12 protein-coding genes and 1 pseudogene are annotated in these 15,349 nt (G+C 48.3%); 8 read left to right on the top strand and 5 right to left on the bottom strand.

Annotation, left to right across the window (positions count from 1 at the left end; translation table 11 throughout):
- The first annotated feature begins 102 nt into the window (after window positions 1-102).
- Both JWH17_RS21985 and JWH17_RS21980 read left to right on the top strand, forming a co-directional pair.
- Complete coding sequence (locus JWH17_RS21985) at window positions 103-780, top strand: phospholipase effector Tle1 domain-containing protein (protein WP_205224851.1); 678 nt, start codon at window positions 103-105, stop codon at window positions 778-780.
- 105 nt (window positions 781-885) lie between these two features.
- Window positions 886-1,662, top strand: coding sequence for an N-acetylmuramidase domain-containing protein (locus tag JWH17_RS21980; protein ID WP_205224850.1), 777 nt, complete (start codon window positions 886-888; stop codon window positions 1,660-1,662).
- Window positions 1,663-1,679: 17 nt separating this feature from the next.
- Here the strand turns inward: JWH17_RS21980 and JWH17_RS21975 are convergent, their stop codons facing one another.
- Together JWH17_RS21975 and JWH17_RS21970 are read right to left on the bottom strand one after the other, a co-directional pair.
- Window positions 1,680-3,104, bottom strand: coding sequence for a GTPase/DUF3482 domain-containing protein (locus JWH17_RS21975; protein ID WP_205224849.1), 1,425 nt, complete (start codon window positions 3,102-3,104; stop codon window positions 1,680-1,682).
- On the bottom strand, window positions 3,101-4,693 hold the full coding sequence (locus JWH17_RS21970; protein WP_205224848.1) for a DUF2868 domain-containing protein: 1,593 nt from the start codon (window positions 4,691-4,693) through the stop codon (window positions 3,101-3,103). Before JWH17_RS21970 ends, JWH17_RS21975 begins: the two co-directional genes overlap by 4 nt.
- A 171-nt stretch (window positions 4,694-4,864) precedes the next feature.
- On the opposite strand from JWH17_RS21970, the gene JWH17_RS21965 reads away from it, so the two are divergent.
- Together JWH17_RS21965 and JWH17_RS21960 are read left to right on the top strand one after the other, a co-directional pair.
- Window positions 4,865-5,599, top strand: a complete 735-nt coding sequence (locus JWH17_RS21965) for an AzlC family ABC transporter permease (RefSeq protein WP_205224847.1) — start codon at window positions 4,865-4,867, stop codon at window positions 5,597-5,599.
- Window positions 5,586-5,909 (top strand): AzlD domain-containing protein, encoded by a 324-nt coding sequence (locus JWH17_RS21960; protein WP_205224846.1) that lies wholly within the window; start codon window positions 5,586-5,588, stop codon window positions 5,907-5,909. Before JWH17_RS21965 ends, JWH17_RS21960 begins: the two co-directional genes overlap by 14 nt.
- A 51-nt stretch (window positions 5,910-5,960) precedes the next feature.
- Here JWH17_RS21960 and JWH17_RS21955 read toward each other — a convergent pair whose 3' ends face one another.
- The 3 genes and pseudogenes from JWH17_RS21955 to JWH17_RS21945 form a co-directional block, all read right to left on the bottom strand.
- Complete coding sequence (locus JWH17_RS21955; RefSeq protein WP_232371255.1) at window positions 5,961-7,079, bottom strand: adenylate/guanylate cyclase domain-containing protein; 1,119 nt, start codon at window positions 7,077-7,079, stop codon at window positions 5,961-5,963.
- Entirely contained in the window at window positions 7,072-8,157 is a 1,086-nt protein-coding gene (gene aroC, locus JWH17_RS21950) for a chorismate synthase (RefSeq protein ID WP_205224845.1), read from the bottom strand. Before aroC ends, JWH17_RS21955 begins: the two co-directional genes overlap by 8 nt.
- A 177-nt stretch (window positions 8,158-8,334) precedes the next feature.
- A pseudogene (locus JWH17_RS21945) lies at window positions 8,335-9,284 on the bottom strand (NAD-dependent epimerase/dehydratase family protein).
- Between the two features lie 122 nt (window positions 9,285-9,406).
- On the opposite strand from JWH17_RS21945, the gene dinB reads away from it, so the two are divergent.
- From dinB to JWH17_RS21925, 4 genes are all read left to right on the top strand, one after another.
- Complete coding sequence (gene dinB / locus JWH17_RS21940) at window positions 9,407-10,597, top strand: DNA polymerase IV (RefSeq protein WP_332468467.1); 1,191 nt, start codon at window positions 9,407-9,409, stop codon at window positions 10,595-10,597.
- A gap of 8 nt (window positions 10,598-10,605) precedes the next feature.
- On the top strand, window positions 10,606-12,744 hold the full coding sequence (locus tag JWH17_RS21935; RefSeq protein WP_205224843.1) for a cation:proton antiporter domain-containing protein: 2,139 nt from the start codon (window positions 10,606-10,608) through the stop codon (window positions 12,742-12,744).
- Window positions 12,745-12,925: 181 nt separating this feature from the next.
- A complete protein-coding gene (locus tag JWH17_RS21930; RefSeq protein WP_205224842.1) occupies window positions 12,926-14,677 on the top strand; it encodes a YgiQ family radical SAM protein in 1,752 nt (583 codons plus the stop codon).
- A 217-nt stretch (window positions 14,678-14,894) separates the two neighbouring features.
- The gene (locus tag JWH17_RS21925) at window positions 14,895-15,125 is read left to right on the top strand and encodes a hypothetical protein (RefSeq protein ID WP_205224841.1); all 231 of its coding nucleotides are present in this window, start codon (window positions 14,895-14,897) and stop codon (window positions 15,123-15,125) included.
- Window positions 15,126-15,349 lie beyond the last annotated feature (224 nt).

The raw sequence follows: 15,349 nt of genomic DNA, 5'->3' as shown, positions 1-15,349 counted from the left end.
TAAGATGGTCGTATAATTATAATACGTACACGTTTAAAGACAAGAAAAAAAGCACGGTAATTCAATAAAACCGTGCTTATAAAGTAGGGTCTTACGATTAGGATGTTCGCTTTAGACGATTTTCAGGGTATTAAAGAAGCCATGGATGAGCTGGAGCGAAACTTCAACAATGGAGACAAAACGGTCGACATCATCGGCTTTAGCCGTGGTGCTGCTTTAGCACTGCATTTTGCAAACGAAGTAGAAGAAGAAATACCGGATGTAAAAATCCGCTTTTTAGGCCTATGGGACGTGGTCGCGTCTTTCGGGCTTCCTGGAAATGATATAAATATCGGCTGGGACCTCACCCTAGCAGGAAACGTGGAACACTGCTACCATGCGATGGCACTGGACGAACGTAGAGGCAACTTCAAACCAACCAGGGTACATCCCTCACGCAAAGGTGATTCAACTGCTGGAAGACTCGAAGAGGTATGGTTTCGTGGTGTCCATTCAGATGTCGGCGGTGGGATGAGTATAGGCCTTTCCACTATTGCCCTGTGCTGGATGATGCACAGAGCAATTACCTGCGGACTACCAATAGCATCAACTGAACTCCAACGTTTCCAAACAATGCGCGATCCCGGCGCTCCAATCTCGAGAAATCTTGACCCCATACCTGATCCTATGCGTAGGATTGAGATGACCGATAAAGTCCACGATTCAGTTCAACCACGTGGTAACAAAGATGGTATAGAGCATAACGATCCGCCGGCCAGTCTAACGCTTGTGAGCGATTAAGGTTGTTAAATAGTGATGCGCAGCTGATGGGAGAGGTGAAGAAAACACTTTTCCTTTCCCATAGTGTTGAACCTGTTCCCTCCCCTTCTTCTTTGTGGAGCAATGATGATGAAATTTAAAAGTAAAGGCGAACCTTTAGACGATAATGGAATGGATAAAGTATGCAGCACGTTAGGTGTTTCTGAATCGAAAATATGGGCAATACTGACCGTAGAGACTCGAGGATTCGGCTTTTTCAGCGACCGAAGTCCGCAAATACTTTTTGAACGGCATATTTTCCACAAGCTGACAAACGGAATGTACGATGAAGGCAATGCTGATATCAGCCATAAAAGACCTGGTGGCTACAAAGGCGGCCCAAAGGAATACAGCCGTTTAAAAAAAGCAATAAAACTGGACCAGGATGCTGCCCTCAAGAGTGCCTCCTGGGGGATAGGGCAAGTCATGGGTTTCAATCATGACGTTGCTGGATTCCCAACGGTTAAGGCCCTAGTACAGGGGATGGTCAAAAACGAAAACGAGCAACTGTTGGCTATGGCTCATTTTATTAAAGGAAACAACCTGGCAGGTGCGTTGCACCGTAATAACTGGGTAGCTTTTGCGCGTGGCTACAATGGGAGTGGTTTTAAAAAAAATGAATATGACACGAGACTGGCCGCGGCCCACGCCAAATACAAAATTATACTGCCGGATCTGACCCTTCGCTCCAGCCAGGCAGCACTCCAATATCTTGGCTATGAGCCTGGGCCGATCGACGGCTTACGAGGTCGCCGGACTCGTTCAGCAATCATCCAATTCCAGGCTCAGTCAGGTCTGGCCGAGACAGGCGAACTGGACCAGGAAACTGAAAACACGCTGATGAAAACAGCTTTTGCTGATTAGTCTATCCAGCGGCCTTATCACCGGTTGCCCTCGGCAATCTGTTGCATCTGCCGGAGCAATAAACCACGCATGCCCTGTGCTGCTTCAGAGCTTGCCCAGCCATTGCCGGCACTTGCAACACGAAAAAAACGTTCTGCTATCTTCCGCTCGCCTTTGTTCCAATAGGCAGTAACGCCTTCTTTCTTGGTATCTTCAGCAATTTCCTTTTTACCTGCATCATAGTCACGTCTGCCATGTGACCAGTTGATAATATGTCCATAGAACAAGAGGCTTCTATCCAGCAGAATATAGAGCAACTGACTATTGGTAACGGGACCGATGCGCAATTGTTCGCCCCCAATATGCATACCAAGCAGCTTAATCCCTGAGAGCCATTTTTTTCCCTTAAATGCTGTTCCTGCTGCGCCGACCAGCCCGCCCAAGGTAGAAAAGACACCGAAAGAAATACCTGCTGCAGCTACATCAAGGCCAGCTCCCAAAGCAGCCCCACTCATTGCTCCGGCAAGGATGATCTGCTTATCGGTTAGGCCGAGAAACTCCCAGGTCGCCTTGCTGAACAGATCCTTTTCCAGAATGGAATGCTCAGGCAAGTCAATATTAAAGATATTATGTTTAAACAGGCTCCGGATAGCCTTATGGGCGCGATGCTCTTTATGGGCAATCAGCTCCTGATATTCCTGCCACATTTGCCGACACACAGCCTGCTGATTTTCTTTTGCACAGGGAACGGTTTTGCGATAAGCTAATGCTTCGCCGATGAAGGCAAGCAGGATATCTACACTCTGTTCACTCCGCGCCTGCCAGTCAGTTTTAAAGGCCTCGACCACGTCACGCAAGGCTGGTTCCCACTGCTGATCAATGGACTTGAGGTTTTCAAGCAGCTCAATTCGCTGAATGTAGGTGGCCCTGCTGGAATTAAAGACACGAATGGCATTAAAGTGTTTGCGAAATTCTGATTGCCACTGTGCAAGGTAGGCGCTGTCTTCTCCCTTACTGTTGATGACCGCCATTCTTGGCGCACCGCTGAGGCGAAGGATTTCCATCTCAGCGCGATCCATATTACGCACCGGCCGCGAGCCATCAACTACAAAAATAACGCCTGCGCCCTCGGCCACAGGTCCCAATAATTCGCAGTCATCTCGGAATGCCGGATCACCGGCATGAGCCTCAATAAACGAGGCAATCATCTGTTCGTCCTCTCCCAGATACCCTTGCATCCACTGCAGGGTTTTGCGAGGATTTTGAAATCCAGGCGTGTCGACAAAACGGATAATCTCCCGTCCATCCACCATGACGGGAAAATTCTGACAGGTAACGGTTTCCCCAGGGATGGGGCTGACACGTACTGAATCGTCTTCTGCTAGAGTGGAAAGCACTGACGACTTGCCTTCATTAGGATGCCCGATGATGGCAAATTCTGGAATGTGGTTAAGCTTTTTCATCGTATCAATGAGGTGACGGTTATAGCAGGATCAGCAAGTGATGTGATTTTCATCGCCCAAATGGCAAGTGCTTCTTTCTCTGCAGGGGTAAGTACTTCATCGGCTGCAGGCTTGCCGATCAGGCCGATCAGAATTTCCGTTTCTGTGCCTACCGCCTGTCGAATATCTCGAAGTAACGATACTATTTCCTCTATGGGTGGCTGCCATGCTTCCTGCAATAGTGTGACGCCTGCGAGTTTATTTACTTTTGCGTTGTTCGCAAGTGTGTCGAGAAGCTGCTCATCAGTGCCCTCCAGACCGCCAAAACGCATAATGTTCACAGCGCCTTTGGCTCCACTACCGGTAAGCAGTGATGTCAACCGATCCAAAGGTACAATGTCGTATAGTTCATCAGGAATAAGTAGAAAGGTGACCTCCTGCTTGTTACCAACAGCAGGCAGGATGACCTTCTCCTCTTCATCTTTCTGTGAACCTGATGGTTTTCTTTTGCTCGCAGCACGGCTATTATCTCCTGAGGTTTTCACTGTCGGCGTTACCATCCGTCGCACCAGGCGACGTAGTTCAGGTTCTTCCGTGGATGGAATCCGCTTTAAGAGCCGATTTCTGACAAACAGACCAAAAACCAGCAGCGCAACACGAGGCAGCAGACCGTAAAACAGTACTGAACAACACAAAAAAGGCCACCAGGAAACAAGATCCACCGTCGCCAGACTGTACAGACCGTCTTTAAGTATTATCCGACTGCCTGCAATTGCTTCAAGACTGGGGTAGGCGAGATGTCCGGGTAACACCCAACTCCAGGGCAGCGCGAGCCAACGAACCGTTTCAGCGATAAGGCTTTCCTGCACTTGCAACGTCGATTGCCAGCCAAATGCGGTATCCGCAACAAAAACTTTACCCAGAGTTGCTCCTATGACACCACAATTAAAGCCTATCCCGGCAAGCTGCAACAGCAGAAAAATAGACCAAAGAACAAAGGGCGCCAGAGCTGCCTGTCCCATAATCTGTTCCCGGAACAAATGAACGGTTCTCTGGGTGAAAAGAGAGCGTTTTCGGTAAACTACTTGCTGTAGCTTACCCATCAACAAAAAAGATAACCTGCCCAGCAACACTCCAAATATGGAGGCCGGTAATTGACGTTTTCTCATCTTGCGCCAGCACAGGGTAAATAATTGTCCGGTGAACAGTAAAAACTGCAGCAGGACAAAAAGCGCAAAATAGCCGGTTACATTAACTGGAGCCTGCCCTGAATACACCAGAAAAGGGATGGTCACGCTAATACCGCCGAGCATGCCGATGCCTAAAGCAATACCCTTTGCTCCAAAAAATAAATCCTGCCAGATTTTCCCAGGTAAAATCTGCTGCCCATCGTCTGCCAGGAAAGCTTCTCTTCTTAACTGCAACCACTTCCTTACCAGCAGGCGTGGTTGACCACTCTCCCCGGACTGCGGCAAAATTTTTTGCGTGTACAGGGTACGATCACGCTGTACAAGAGATGCCTCCCCTTCACGGTTGTCATTTTGCCGATCTTGATCAAGAAAAAACTCCAGGTCAAGAATATCTCCGATTTTCCAGGACGTGTTACTCATGACTGCACTCTCTTTGGGGTCAGTAGAAGCAGCAGCGAAAAATAATTGCAGGAGGATACTAATTTGTATAGAACATCCCCTTTATCAGGGGCGCATTTGTTACAATTCATAGTAGGTCGTACGTGGGTTTTCCATTAAACATATTCATACAAAGCATACATATCTAACTTCATGAACAACAACTCTCAAGATCAAACGGCCCTGCACACTTCACTGCAAGAAAAAGTGCGCAAGGGTTTTGGTGCAGGCTGGCCTATCTGCCTGGGATACTTTCCCATAGGCCTTGCTCTGGGCGTTCTTGCCCAGCAGGCACAAATACCAGTATGGGCGGTGGGCATGATGTCCATCCTTGTCTTTGCCGGCAGTGCCCAATTTATCTGCGTTGCGATGCTCGCCGGCGGTGCTTCCGTCACTTCAATTATTCTGACCACCTTTGTTATCAATCTCCGCCATGCCCTTATGAGCTCGGCCCTGGCTGTCCACCTCCAAGGAGTCAATCGCCGGTTTCTCTCCCTTTTTGCCTACGGCATCACCGATGAAAGTTTTGCCGTAAACATGACTCGGTTTAACAACGGTGACTGGAGTAAATGGAGTGCACTCTCGGTGAATCACCTGGCAAACGCTGTATGGATTGTCTCCACCGTAACCGGAACAGTGATAGGCCAGTTCATTCCCCAAGGAGCCTTTGGCATTGATTACGCGCTAACCGCAATGTTTATCTGCCTGCTTGTTTACCAACTGCAGGGCATCATTTTTGTAGCCACAGCATGCATTGCAGCAGCAATTGCCGTAGGTTGGTATCTTTTTATTCCTGGCGATTCTTATATTGTCGGAGCATCCATGAGTGCGGCAACCATTGGCTTTTTTATCAAAAGAAGAACAAGAGACAGTCATGCATCTTCCTGAATATTTTTTCCTCTTTGCCGCCATGGGCCTGGTTACCTATGTACCGCGATGGCTCCCGCTCCTTTACCTGGCCCATCGACGCCTTCCCCAATGGCTGGTTGACTGGCTCAGTCTGATCCCGGTGGCTATCCTAAGCGCCCTTCTCGCCCCTATTCTCCTCACCCATGCCGAACCGCGCACCCTGGATATCGCCCAGCCGGAGCTACTCATAGCCGTGCCCACCTTTCTCATTGCGTGGAAAACAAAAAGTCTGGGAGGTACTGTCATTGCGGGAATGTTGCTCTATTGGCTTGCTGGATTATTACTGTAGGGCATACGGCATACACAAGGCAGGGAAAAGAGAGAAAGCGCATCAATCGTTTTACTGACGGCCGGTAAGAAAATAGGTCGCACGAGCACCTTTGCCTTTCATTTCAACCATCATCGGCCCGGTAAAACAAAAATCATCCTCAAGACTGTCATAGACTTCTTGCGAAACATTTATCTGCATGGGCTGGGACAACGATTCCAGACGAGAGGCGATATTCACCGTATCACCAAAAATATCATAAAGGTACTTATCGATGCCCACTATCCCTCCGACAACTTCACCTGAATGCATTCCGATCCGTACCTGCCACTGATGATCAGCATGAACATTTCGCTGTTCAAGAAAGGCGATCATCGCCAAAGCCGCATCTGCCATTTTCCGGCCATGGAAAGGATCGGCTTCCGGTATTCCACAGGTACAGAGATACGCATCACCAACGGTCTTCATCCGTTCACATCCATGCATGCGAGCAATATCATCAAACCCGGAAAAGATATCATTGAGTTCGCGAATTAAAACTTCTGGATCCAAACGAGATGATGCAACAGTGAACTGAACGAGATCGACGAAACAAACAGTTACATCCGTGTAGGACTGAGGGCTGAAACTCCCTTTTTCTATCAGCTCCTGAGCTACCCGCGCAGGCAACACATTACGCAGCAGAGATTCTGATTTCAGTTTTTCAAGGTGCAATTGTTTGTTTTTCTCTTCCAGCTGCCGCTGTAAACGGCACAGCTTGAGATGGGTGGATATTCTTGCCAAAACTTCCCCGAAATGAAACGGTTTGGTAATGTAATCAACCCCTCCCGCTTCAAACCCCCGCACCTTATCGTCAGCTGCATCCAGGGAGGAAATAAAAATAACAGGAATATCTCGAAAAGCTGCTTCCAGTTTGAGTCGTTTACACAACTCAAAGCCATCCATCCCCGGCATGATGATATCAAGCACAATCAAATCCGGCAGTACTCTCCCCTCAGCCTGGAGAAAGGCCAAAGCTGCATTGCCGTCTCCTGCCAAATCGACAGAATAACCGGTTTTGACCAAAAGCCTTTGCAACAGTTTCTGATTGACCTTGGAATCTTCTACAACCAGAATATGTTCTTTAAAGGTATCCATAAATGCGCTGTTGTTGAAGTAACAGACCAGGAGACTTCCTGCTGATTTACACATGCCCCCTGGATCGCTGCTGAAGAGCCAGATCCATCAACACCAAAGCCGCCATGGACTCGACAATAGGCACCGCCCTGGGGACTACGCAGGGGTCATGACGCCCTTTTGCTTCCAGGACAACCTTATTGCCTTCAAAGTCAACCGTATCCTGCATCATACCTATGGTTGCCACCGGCTTGAAGGCCACCCGAAAAAGAACAGGCTCACCATTGCTAATCCCACCTTGAACCCCACCGGAATGGTTGGTCACTGTGCCCAGCCTTTGCCCTTTTTGTACAAAAGGATCATTGTGCTGGCTACCGCGCATCTTTGTGCCGGCAAAGCCACTGCCGATATCAAACCCTTTGGTAGCGGGCAGGGACAGCATGGCCTGGGCCAGTCGCGCTTCCAGTTTATCAAAAATGGGTTCTCCCAGACCAATGGGCACATTTCGGCAAACACAGGTGAGAATGCCGCCGGTTGAGTCTTTGGCTTCCAGTACTTCCGCAACCCTCTGCTCCATTTTGGCTGCTGTCTCTGCATGCGGACACCGAATAATGGTCGCGTCGACGTCGCTACGGCTAATTCTCGCATGGTCGATTTCAGGAGCTTCAATGTCACCGACAGAACTAACCCAGGCAACAATTTCCGTCCCATACGATTCCCGAAGCCATTTTTCAGCAATTGCACCGGCAGCAACGCGGCCTATGGTCTCTCTGGCACTGGAACGACCACCACCGCTGGAAGCTCTGGTTCCGTACTTCAGCTGATAGGTAAAATCGGCATGGGAAGGTCTGGGGATTTTACTCATCTCACCATAATCCTGGGGTCGCTGATCCTTATTATGCACAAGCAGCATAATGGGTGTGCCCAGGGTACGGCCAAACTCCGTACCAGAATAAATGGTTACCTGATCTGCCTCCTGACGGGGAGTGCTCAAGTTACTCTGTCCGGGGCGCCTCCTGGATAATTGTGGTTGAATATCCTCTTCAGTGAGTTCCATTCCCGGAGGGCAACCATCTACAATAGCACCCACTCCCTTACAGTGCGACTCGCCAAAGGTACTCACCTTATACAGGCTCCCAAGCGTACTGGACATACAATCTCCCTTACTTTTCTTTCGTTATTATACTTCTCTTTTTTTCAGCTACCTCGAACCAGTGCCACCAGTGAGGAAAGGAAACCGGCAATACTGTTCTTACCATGCGACATCGGCTCAAGCACCGATACTTTACCCCGAGATTATCGAATTAGCATCCCAGAACCAGCAAACATTTCAAGTAAAATGCTGCAGGTACCACTCACTGGCCATATCAAGCCCATCTTTGATGGAATATTCCGGATTGTAGCCCAGCAGTTTTTGCGCCTTGCCGATATCTGCTAGAGAATGCCTGACATCACCTGCCCTGAAATCCCGATAAACAGGTTCCACTTCTGCAACCGCCGGAATCCGTACAGCCACCTTTTCCCGTATCAAATCATACAGGCCGGCAAGCGTTGTCCGCTCACCAAAGGCAACATTGTACACCTGATTAACAGCTGCCGGATCAGTTGCTGTGGCGGCGAGAATATTCGCCTGAACGCAGTTATCAATAAAACAAAAATCACGGCCGCATAGGCACCATTGGGATCCTGGCGTCTACCAAAAATATTAAAATAGCGCAGACCGATGGTCTCAAACCCATATGTCCTGGCAAAAACCTCTGCATACAACTCATTGACCAGCTTTGTGACAGCATAAGGAGACAGCGGCTTGCCTGTCTTCTCTTCCACCTTAGGGAGCCCTGGATGATCACCATAAGTGGAACTGGAGGCAGCATAGATAAAACGACGAACCTTCGCGTCTCTTGCAGCCACCAGCATATTGAGGAACCCGTTTATATTATTTGCATTGGTGGTCAGCGGGTCTTCAATGGACCTGGGTACAGAGCCCAGCGCGGCCTGGTGCAACACATAGTCAACATCCCTGCAGACCTCATGACAGGTCTGAATATCACGGATATCTCCTTTTATAAAACGAAAAGCATTCCATTGTTGGGCTGTTACCTTGGTTTTGACCTCGTCAAGGTTATGCTGAAAACCAGTAGAAAAATTATCCAGCCCGACCACACGCTGGTTGAGCTTCAACAGGGTTTCGAGTAGGTTTGAACCTATAAAACCGGCAACCCCTGTTACCAGCCAGGAAGCAGGTTGCTCTGCAAGTTGTTTTTGTTGTTTCTTATACATAGGCGTAGTATTTAAAAATTGTAGTTATGGCAGTGTATGCCCATGCATACAAAATTACCATAGAAATAGCAAAGCATTCGCTCCGGCGGCATAGAGCATTCCCATTTACCATCTAAGTTACCGTGTCACTGCAGGCAAAGAATCCATCATTAAAATCGCACCGAAAGATTATCCACATTGATATGGATGCGTTTTTTGCTTCTGTCGAACAACTGGATAACCCTGCACTGCGCGGCAAACCGGTCATTGTCGGAGGGGCTCCCCAAGGCCGGGGAGTTGTTGCGGCATGCTCCTATGAAGCAAGAGCGTTTGGTATTCATTCAGCTATGCCCAGTGCCCGTGCCTACACCCTATGCAGGCATGCTGTTTTTGTCCGTCCGCGCAAAGAACGCTACCAGGAAGTTTCTCATCAGATACGGGCTATTTTTTCACGTTATTCCCCTCTTGTAGAACCTCTCTCCATTGATGAGGCATTTCTCGATACCACGGTTAATACCCTCAACAATCCATCGGCCACCCATGTAGCACAAATTATACGTGGCGATATTTATCGTACAACCGGCCTCACAGCTTCTGCAGGAGTATCGTACAATAAATTTCTTGCCAAGCTTGCCTCGGATCAGGATAAACCGGATGGTTTAACTGTTATCACCCCGCAAAAGGCCAGATCCTTTCTCCGTAGTCTTCCTATCAGACGTTTTTACGGGGTCGGCAAGGTGACGGAGCAAAAAATGCACGGATTAGGTATCCGCACCGGAAGAGATCTGGAAAAATTTTCTCAAGCCGAGCTCACAGCAGCCTTTGGCTCCAGTGGCTGCTTTTTTTACGATATGGCTCGCGGCATTGACAATCGACCTGTACAACCTCACCAAACAAGAAAATCCATTGGCACGGAAACAACATTTCAAGAGGATATTTACCAGCTCGAGGAGGTACTGAATATACTGCAATCCCTCGCCAACCAAGTGGGAAATGCACTTAGCCGTAAAAAAATCGGCGGAAGAACCCTTAGTCTAAAAGTACGCTATGATGATTTTACAACCATAAGCAGGTCCTGCAGCAAAAGGGCGGGCTTTTATTCTCAACATGATATATGGCAGCAGGTGCCACCATTAGTTGCAGCAACCGAAGCAGGCCGGAGGAAAATAAGGCTTCTCGGCCTGACTATCTCCAACCTTCTCGATGAAATCCCACCCGGTGGGCTTCGATATGAACAACTCCTGTTGCCTTTTTATTCAAAAGAGGACAATTCGCCTACCACACTCATTGCAAAAATCAGACAGGCAAACAACAATGTTGATTGTTTTGGGTAAATACAACCATGCTTGATGTTACTCTTGGCCTTGCCATCCTGTTGACAGGAGGCATGTTCTTTGCGAAAATCGCGCAGCTTTTCAGTCTCCCTTCAGTGACTGGATTCATTCTTGCCGGTCTTATCCTGGGACCTTCCGGGTTTTCCGTCATCACCGCCGACACCGTCGGCCATAACCTTGATCACTTTATCCAAATAGCGTTGATGCTCATTGCCTTTGGAATTGGCGAGCATATAGAGATCCGCCGACTCGGTAAAATTGCAAAACAGGTAGGATATATCTGCTTTGGGCAAGCTGCCGCCACTTTTTTCCTGGTTGCGCTTTCAACGCTTGTTCTATCCTGGGCCCTTAACATTGGAAAACCTTTTGTTCACCATGGAGTACTAGCCCTGCTTCTGGGTGCGGTTGCTCTGGCAAATGCACCTGCCGCTATTTTACACATGGTTCGTGAATTAGATGCCCGTGGCCCCTTCACCTCAATCCTGATGGCGGTAATCGCTTTAGGGGATGGACTGGCAATAGCAACCTTTGGCATCGTTATCTCCATTACCCACCAAATGGTAAGTCCTGAAGATATCTCCCTTTACAGCGGCGCCCTTGGTTCAATATATGAAATCGGTGGGTCGCTTGCCATAGGAGCAGCCACCGGCCTGCTGACAGACATAGTTCTTCACAAAACCCACAACAGAGGAGAAATGCTTACCACCGGACTTGCCTTGCTCCTTCTTTGCGGGGAACTGACCCGTGTGCTTGCACTCAGCCCACTGCTGGCCGGCATGACCGCAGGTTTCATACTTATCAATCGTGAAGAGCGCGACATTCGCCTGTTTCGGATCCTTAACGGGTTTGAGCCACCTATCTATGTCCTTTTTTTTACCCTTGCCGGCGTTCACCTGGACCTAAGCATGCTCAAGCTAGCCGGCTGGATCGGAGCAGCATATTTTACCACCAGGTTTTGCGGTAAGTACCTTGGCTCCTGGATGGGTTCTCATTTGGCAGGAGCAAGCCAGACAGTCAAGAAATATATAGCTTTAGGACTTTTCCCCCAAGCCGGCATAGCCATTGGCCTGGTGTTTGTCATCAACAGCGACCCCCTCCTTGTTCCATGGGCAGAAGAAATCACCCCCATTGTTCTCGCAGGTGTTGTCCTGGCAGAAATTTTTGGCCCTATCTTCGCAAAAAAGGCCTTTCTCCAAGCGAACGAAACAACAGCACCCATGAACAAGCAGCAGTCGCAAAACCCGGAAAACTCGCTTCCAGGTCTACTCTTCAGCCGCTCTGACGAACTTCACCTTATGCCATGGGCCGGTGATACACTCTATCCTTCGGCTAACCCTAAAGGGGTGGTTATTTTCGGAGCAGCAAATTATGCCACGGTCCGTGGATTGGCCCGAGTGGCAACTATTCTCGCCCATGAATTCGAGGCCTTACCCCTGTCCGTCAGAATCATTGTACCAGGCAGTAAATGGAACATGGCCAACCCTAACGAGGATTCATTGTTTCTGCCTGAAACCGATGAGGTAAAGAGCCTTGGTTACCCTCTTTTAACGGAAACGATCCAAGGAGAACCGATTCCCGGCCTGATTCAGGCTGTTCGCGAAAATTCCACAAAAGCACTGGTTCTTGGCTACCCTCTTGGACGAAATCCTCTGACCATACAAAAAATCGTTGAGAAAGTTGCAGCAAGTGTCACCTGCCCAGTGGTGGTTGTCCGTTTTATAGGCACATTTGCCTGTGACCGTATCCTTGTTCCCATTCTTTCCCCTGATGAGTTGGAACTGCTCCTGCCGGTTCTGGATGCTATGGCCACCGCAAGACAGCCGACCATTACGCTTATGCAACTGCTGCACGCAGACTGCAGCAGAAAAGAGATAATGTCGGCCGAAGAACAGCTTCACCAGTGGCTCTCCATGAACCTGTTGGAAACGACCACATTCCCACTGGCCGTGCCTGCCGGGTCGCGCCTTGAGGCGATCCTGCAGGAAGCACGACATCATGATCTTATTATCATGAAAGCTGTAAGGCGACGTGGCCTGAACAAACTTTTTCTTGGCTCGCTTGCCGCAGCCGTTGTCACTAACTGCCATAATCCGGTGTTTACCGTCTATCCCGGCAAAGCATCCCCTCCCCCAAAAAAAACGGGTTAAACGGCTTATACCTCCAAAGCGTATCAGCAGCCTTGGCTTGAACAGCCAAACCGACAATTACAAGCGATACTCTCAGTTTCGATTAAATTCCGACTGATCTGCAAATCATACGCTGTGCAGGCGGCAAAGGATGCTTATTACTTACAGGGATAGATCTCCCTTACACAGACAACAGGTATATATGTTTCTCCCCACCACCCAAAAGGAACTCCAGCAGCGAGGATACCACTCACTTGACGTTATCTTGATAACCGGAGACAGTTATATTGACTCACCGTATATCGGGGCAGCTGTTATTGGTAAAGTGCTGGTAGATGCAGGTTTTAAGGTAGGCATTATTGCCCAGCCGGCAATTGACACCGACAAGGATATAAAACGACTAGGTGAGCCTCGACTTTTCTGGGGTATTACCGGAGGTTCTGTGGACTCTATGGTCGCCAACTACACGGCTACCGGACGTCGACGCAAAAAGGATGACTACACCCCAGGTGGATTGAATAATCGCAGACCTGACAGAGCGGTTCTTGTCTATGCGAACCTGATTCGGCAACACTTTAAAAACACTGCTCCTCTTGTTCTGGGCGGAATAGAAGCAAGCCTGCGCCGTGTTGCCCACTATGATGCCTGGACCAATAAAATCCGTAAATCGATTCTCTTTGATGCCAAGGCTGATTATCTTTTGTACGGGATGGCGGAACAATCCGTGGTAGCCCTTGCTCGTTCGCTTCAAGATCAACGTACCCCACACCATATCAATGGACTATGCTATAAAAGTGATACCATGCCGCCTGAGGCACTCGCCCTGCCGCCTTTTAGTTTATGCAGGGAAAGCAAGTCAGCATTTACCGAAATGTTTCGTATTTTCTATGATAACACAGATCCTGTAACCGCCACATGCATTGCCCAGCAGCAGGACAATCGTTTTTTAGTACAAACCCCTCCACCTCTCAACTTAAGCACTGAGGAGCTCGATGTGCTTCATGACCTCAGTTATGAACGTGAACTGCACCCTTATTATGCACAATCCGGATCAGTAACGGCACTCGATACCATTCGTTTTGCAGTCACCACCCATCGAGGCTGTTATGGCGAATGCAACTTCTGTGCTATTACAATGCACCAGGGAAGAACCGTCGTCAGCCGGAGCGAACGATCAATTATCGATGAAGTGGTGGAATGTACCAAACACCCTGCCTTCAAGGGTATTATTGCTGATGTAGGCGGTCCCACTGCCAATATGTACGGCATTGAATGCAAAAAAAAGCTCTTGGCCGGTTCCTGTCGCGATAAACGCTGCATTTTCCCTTCCTCCTGCCCCACAATGAATATCAACCATGCCGGCCAGATCGCACTGCTGAAAAAACTGCGAGCTTTACCAGGCATCAAAAAAATATTCATCGCTTCAGGTATTCGCTATGATATGATTCTGGCTGACAAAAAAAATGGGCGGTCATATCTGCGCGAGGTGATACGCCACCATATTTCCGGGCAAATGAAAATTGCACCGGAACACTGCAGCAACGCTGTGCTCAAAGCTATGGGTAAGCCTGACATAAATTCATTAGTGGCCTTTCGCACTTTATTTACGTCACTGAACAAGCAAGAAAAACAAAAACTCTTTCTCACCTACTATATTATTGCCGCGCACCCTGGTTGCACTCGCAACGACATGGAAAAACTGAAACAATTTTCACAGCAGGTCCTCAAAATAATCCCGAGACAAATACAGGTTTTTACCCCAACGCCCTCAACTTGGTCGACCTTGATGTACTGGACAGAGAAGAATCCCTGGACGGGTAAAGCTTGTTTTGTTGAAAAAAACACGGCCCAAAAAGAACGACAAAAGATGATATTGCTCGATGCAATCAAAAAAACAAAAAAGACATTGGAGAACACCACGTCCAAGAAAAGAAAAAAAGGTTCAAAAAATTGATATTACAAATTAACGGGCAAAAGATAGACCTGTTTGCTGGAAACAGTAATGCGGATTACATTGCAGTGATTACTTTTATTGTAATGGGTGCCTTGAAAAAGACGATTTTTCAAGCAAAATAAAAGTATAAATAAAGTTTTATCTATACTGCAGAAGTTAGAAGAAAAAGCAATTTGTCAAGGTGGCCTAAAGACTACTTTCTGCTGCTTGGTACACAATGGAAAAAATCCCGCCCCTCATCAAACAACTCGGCATGTGGTTGGTTATTGGGTTACGATTGGCACTAGGGTTGGTCGTCATGAAGACCGGATACGACCTGGCAGCAGGAAAGCTACACTATGGGCAGGCGTTTCTTGACGACCCAATAACTCCGCTTTTCATCATCATTGTCGGCGCCTATTTTTCTTTTTCCAGCCTGTTTGGCCTTCTATTTTCAAAAAAATCGTAACAGTTAGCGCAAAAACCAGGGCAAAAAAAAACTGCCCACCTCACACAGGAAGTATGAGGCAGGCAGAAAGGGGGTAGAAAAAGGCTACAACAACAGTTTAGAAATTCCAGAAAGTATCGATTTCCTCTCCAGACATATCCCAGACCACGTTGTGCGGAGCAATGGGTTCTTCAGCAAAAAATTCAGGCAGGCGATCATCCAGGTTGGTAAATCCGGCTGCCTGG

It is taken from the genome of Desulfogranum marinum (assembly GCF_016918565.1).
Lineage (GTDB): Bacteria > Desulfobacterota > Desulfobulbia > Desulfobulbales > Desulfobulbaceae > Desulfogranum > Desulfogranum marinum.
The sequence above is the reverse complement of the archived record's forward strand: the minus strand, read 5'-3'. Positions and strand labels throughout refer to the sequence as shown.

Coding starts and splice junctions, on each gene's coding strand:
- JWH17_RS21985 (WP_205224851.1), top strand. CDS start 103: ATGTTCGCTTTAGACGATTTTCAGGGTATTAAAGAAGCCATGGATGAG.
- JWH17_RS21980 (WP_205224850.1), top strand. CDS start 886: ATGATGAAATTTAAAAGTAAAGGCGAACCTTTAGACGATAATGGAATG.
- JWH17_RS21975 (WP_205224849.1), bottom strand. CDS start 3,104: ATGAAAAAGCTTAACCACATTCCAGAATTTGCCATCATCGGGCATCCT.
- JWH17_RS21970 (WP_205224848.1), bottom strand. CDS start 4,693: ATGAGTAACACGTCCTGGAAAATCGGAGATATTCTTGACCTGGAGTTT.
- JWH17_RS21965 (WP_205224847.1), top strand. CDS start 4,865: ATGAACAACAACTCTCAAGATCAAACGGCCCTGCACACTTCACTGCAA.
- JWH17_RS21960 (WP_205224846.1), top strand. CDS start 5,586: ATGCATCTTCCTGAATATTTTTTCCTCTTTGCCGCCATGGGCCTGGTT.
- JWH17_RS21955 (WP_232371255.1), bottom strand. CDS start 7,079: ATGTGTAAATCAGCAGGAAGTCTCCTGGTCTGTTACTTCAACAACAGC.
- aroC (WP_205224845.1), bottom strand. CDS start 8,157: ATGTCCAGTACGCTTGGGAGCCTGTATAAGGTGAGTACCTTTGGCGAG.
- JWH17_RS21935 (WP_205224843.1), top strand. CDS start 10,606: ATGCTTGATGTTACTCTTGGCCTTGCCATCCTGTTGACAGGAGGCATG.
- JWH17_RS21930 (WP_205224842.1), top strand. CDS start 12,926: ATGTTTCTCCCCACCACCCAAAAGGAACTCCAGCAGCGAGGATACCAC.
- JWH17_RS21925 (WP_205224841.1), top strand. CDS start 14,895: ATGGAAAAAATCCCGCCCCTCATCAAACAACTCGGCATGTGGTTGGTT.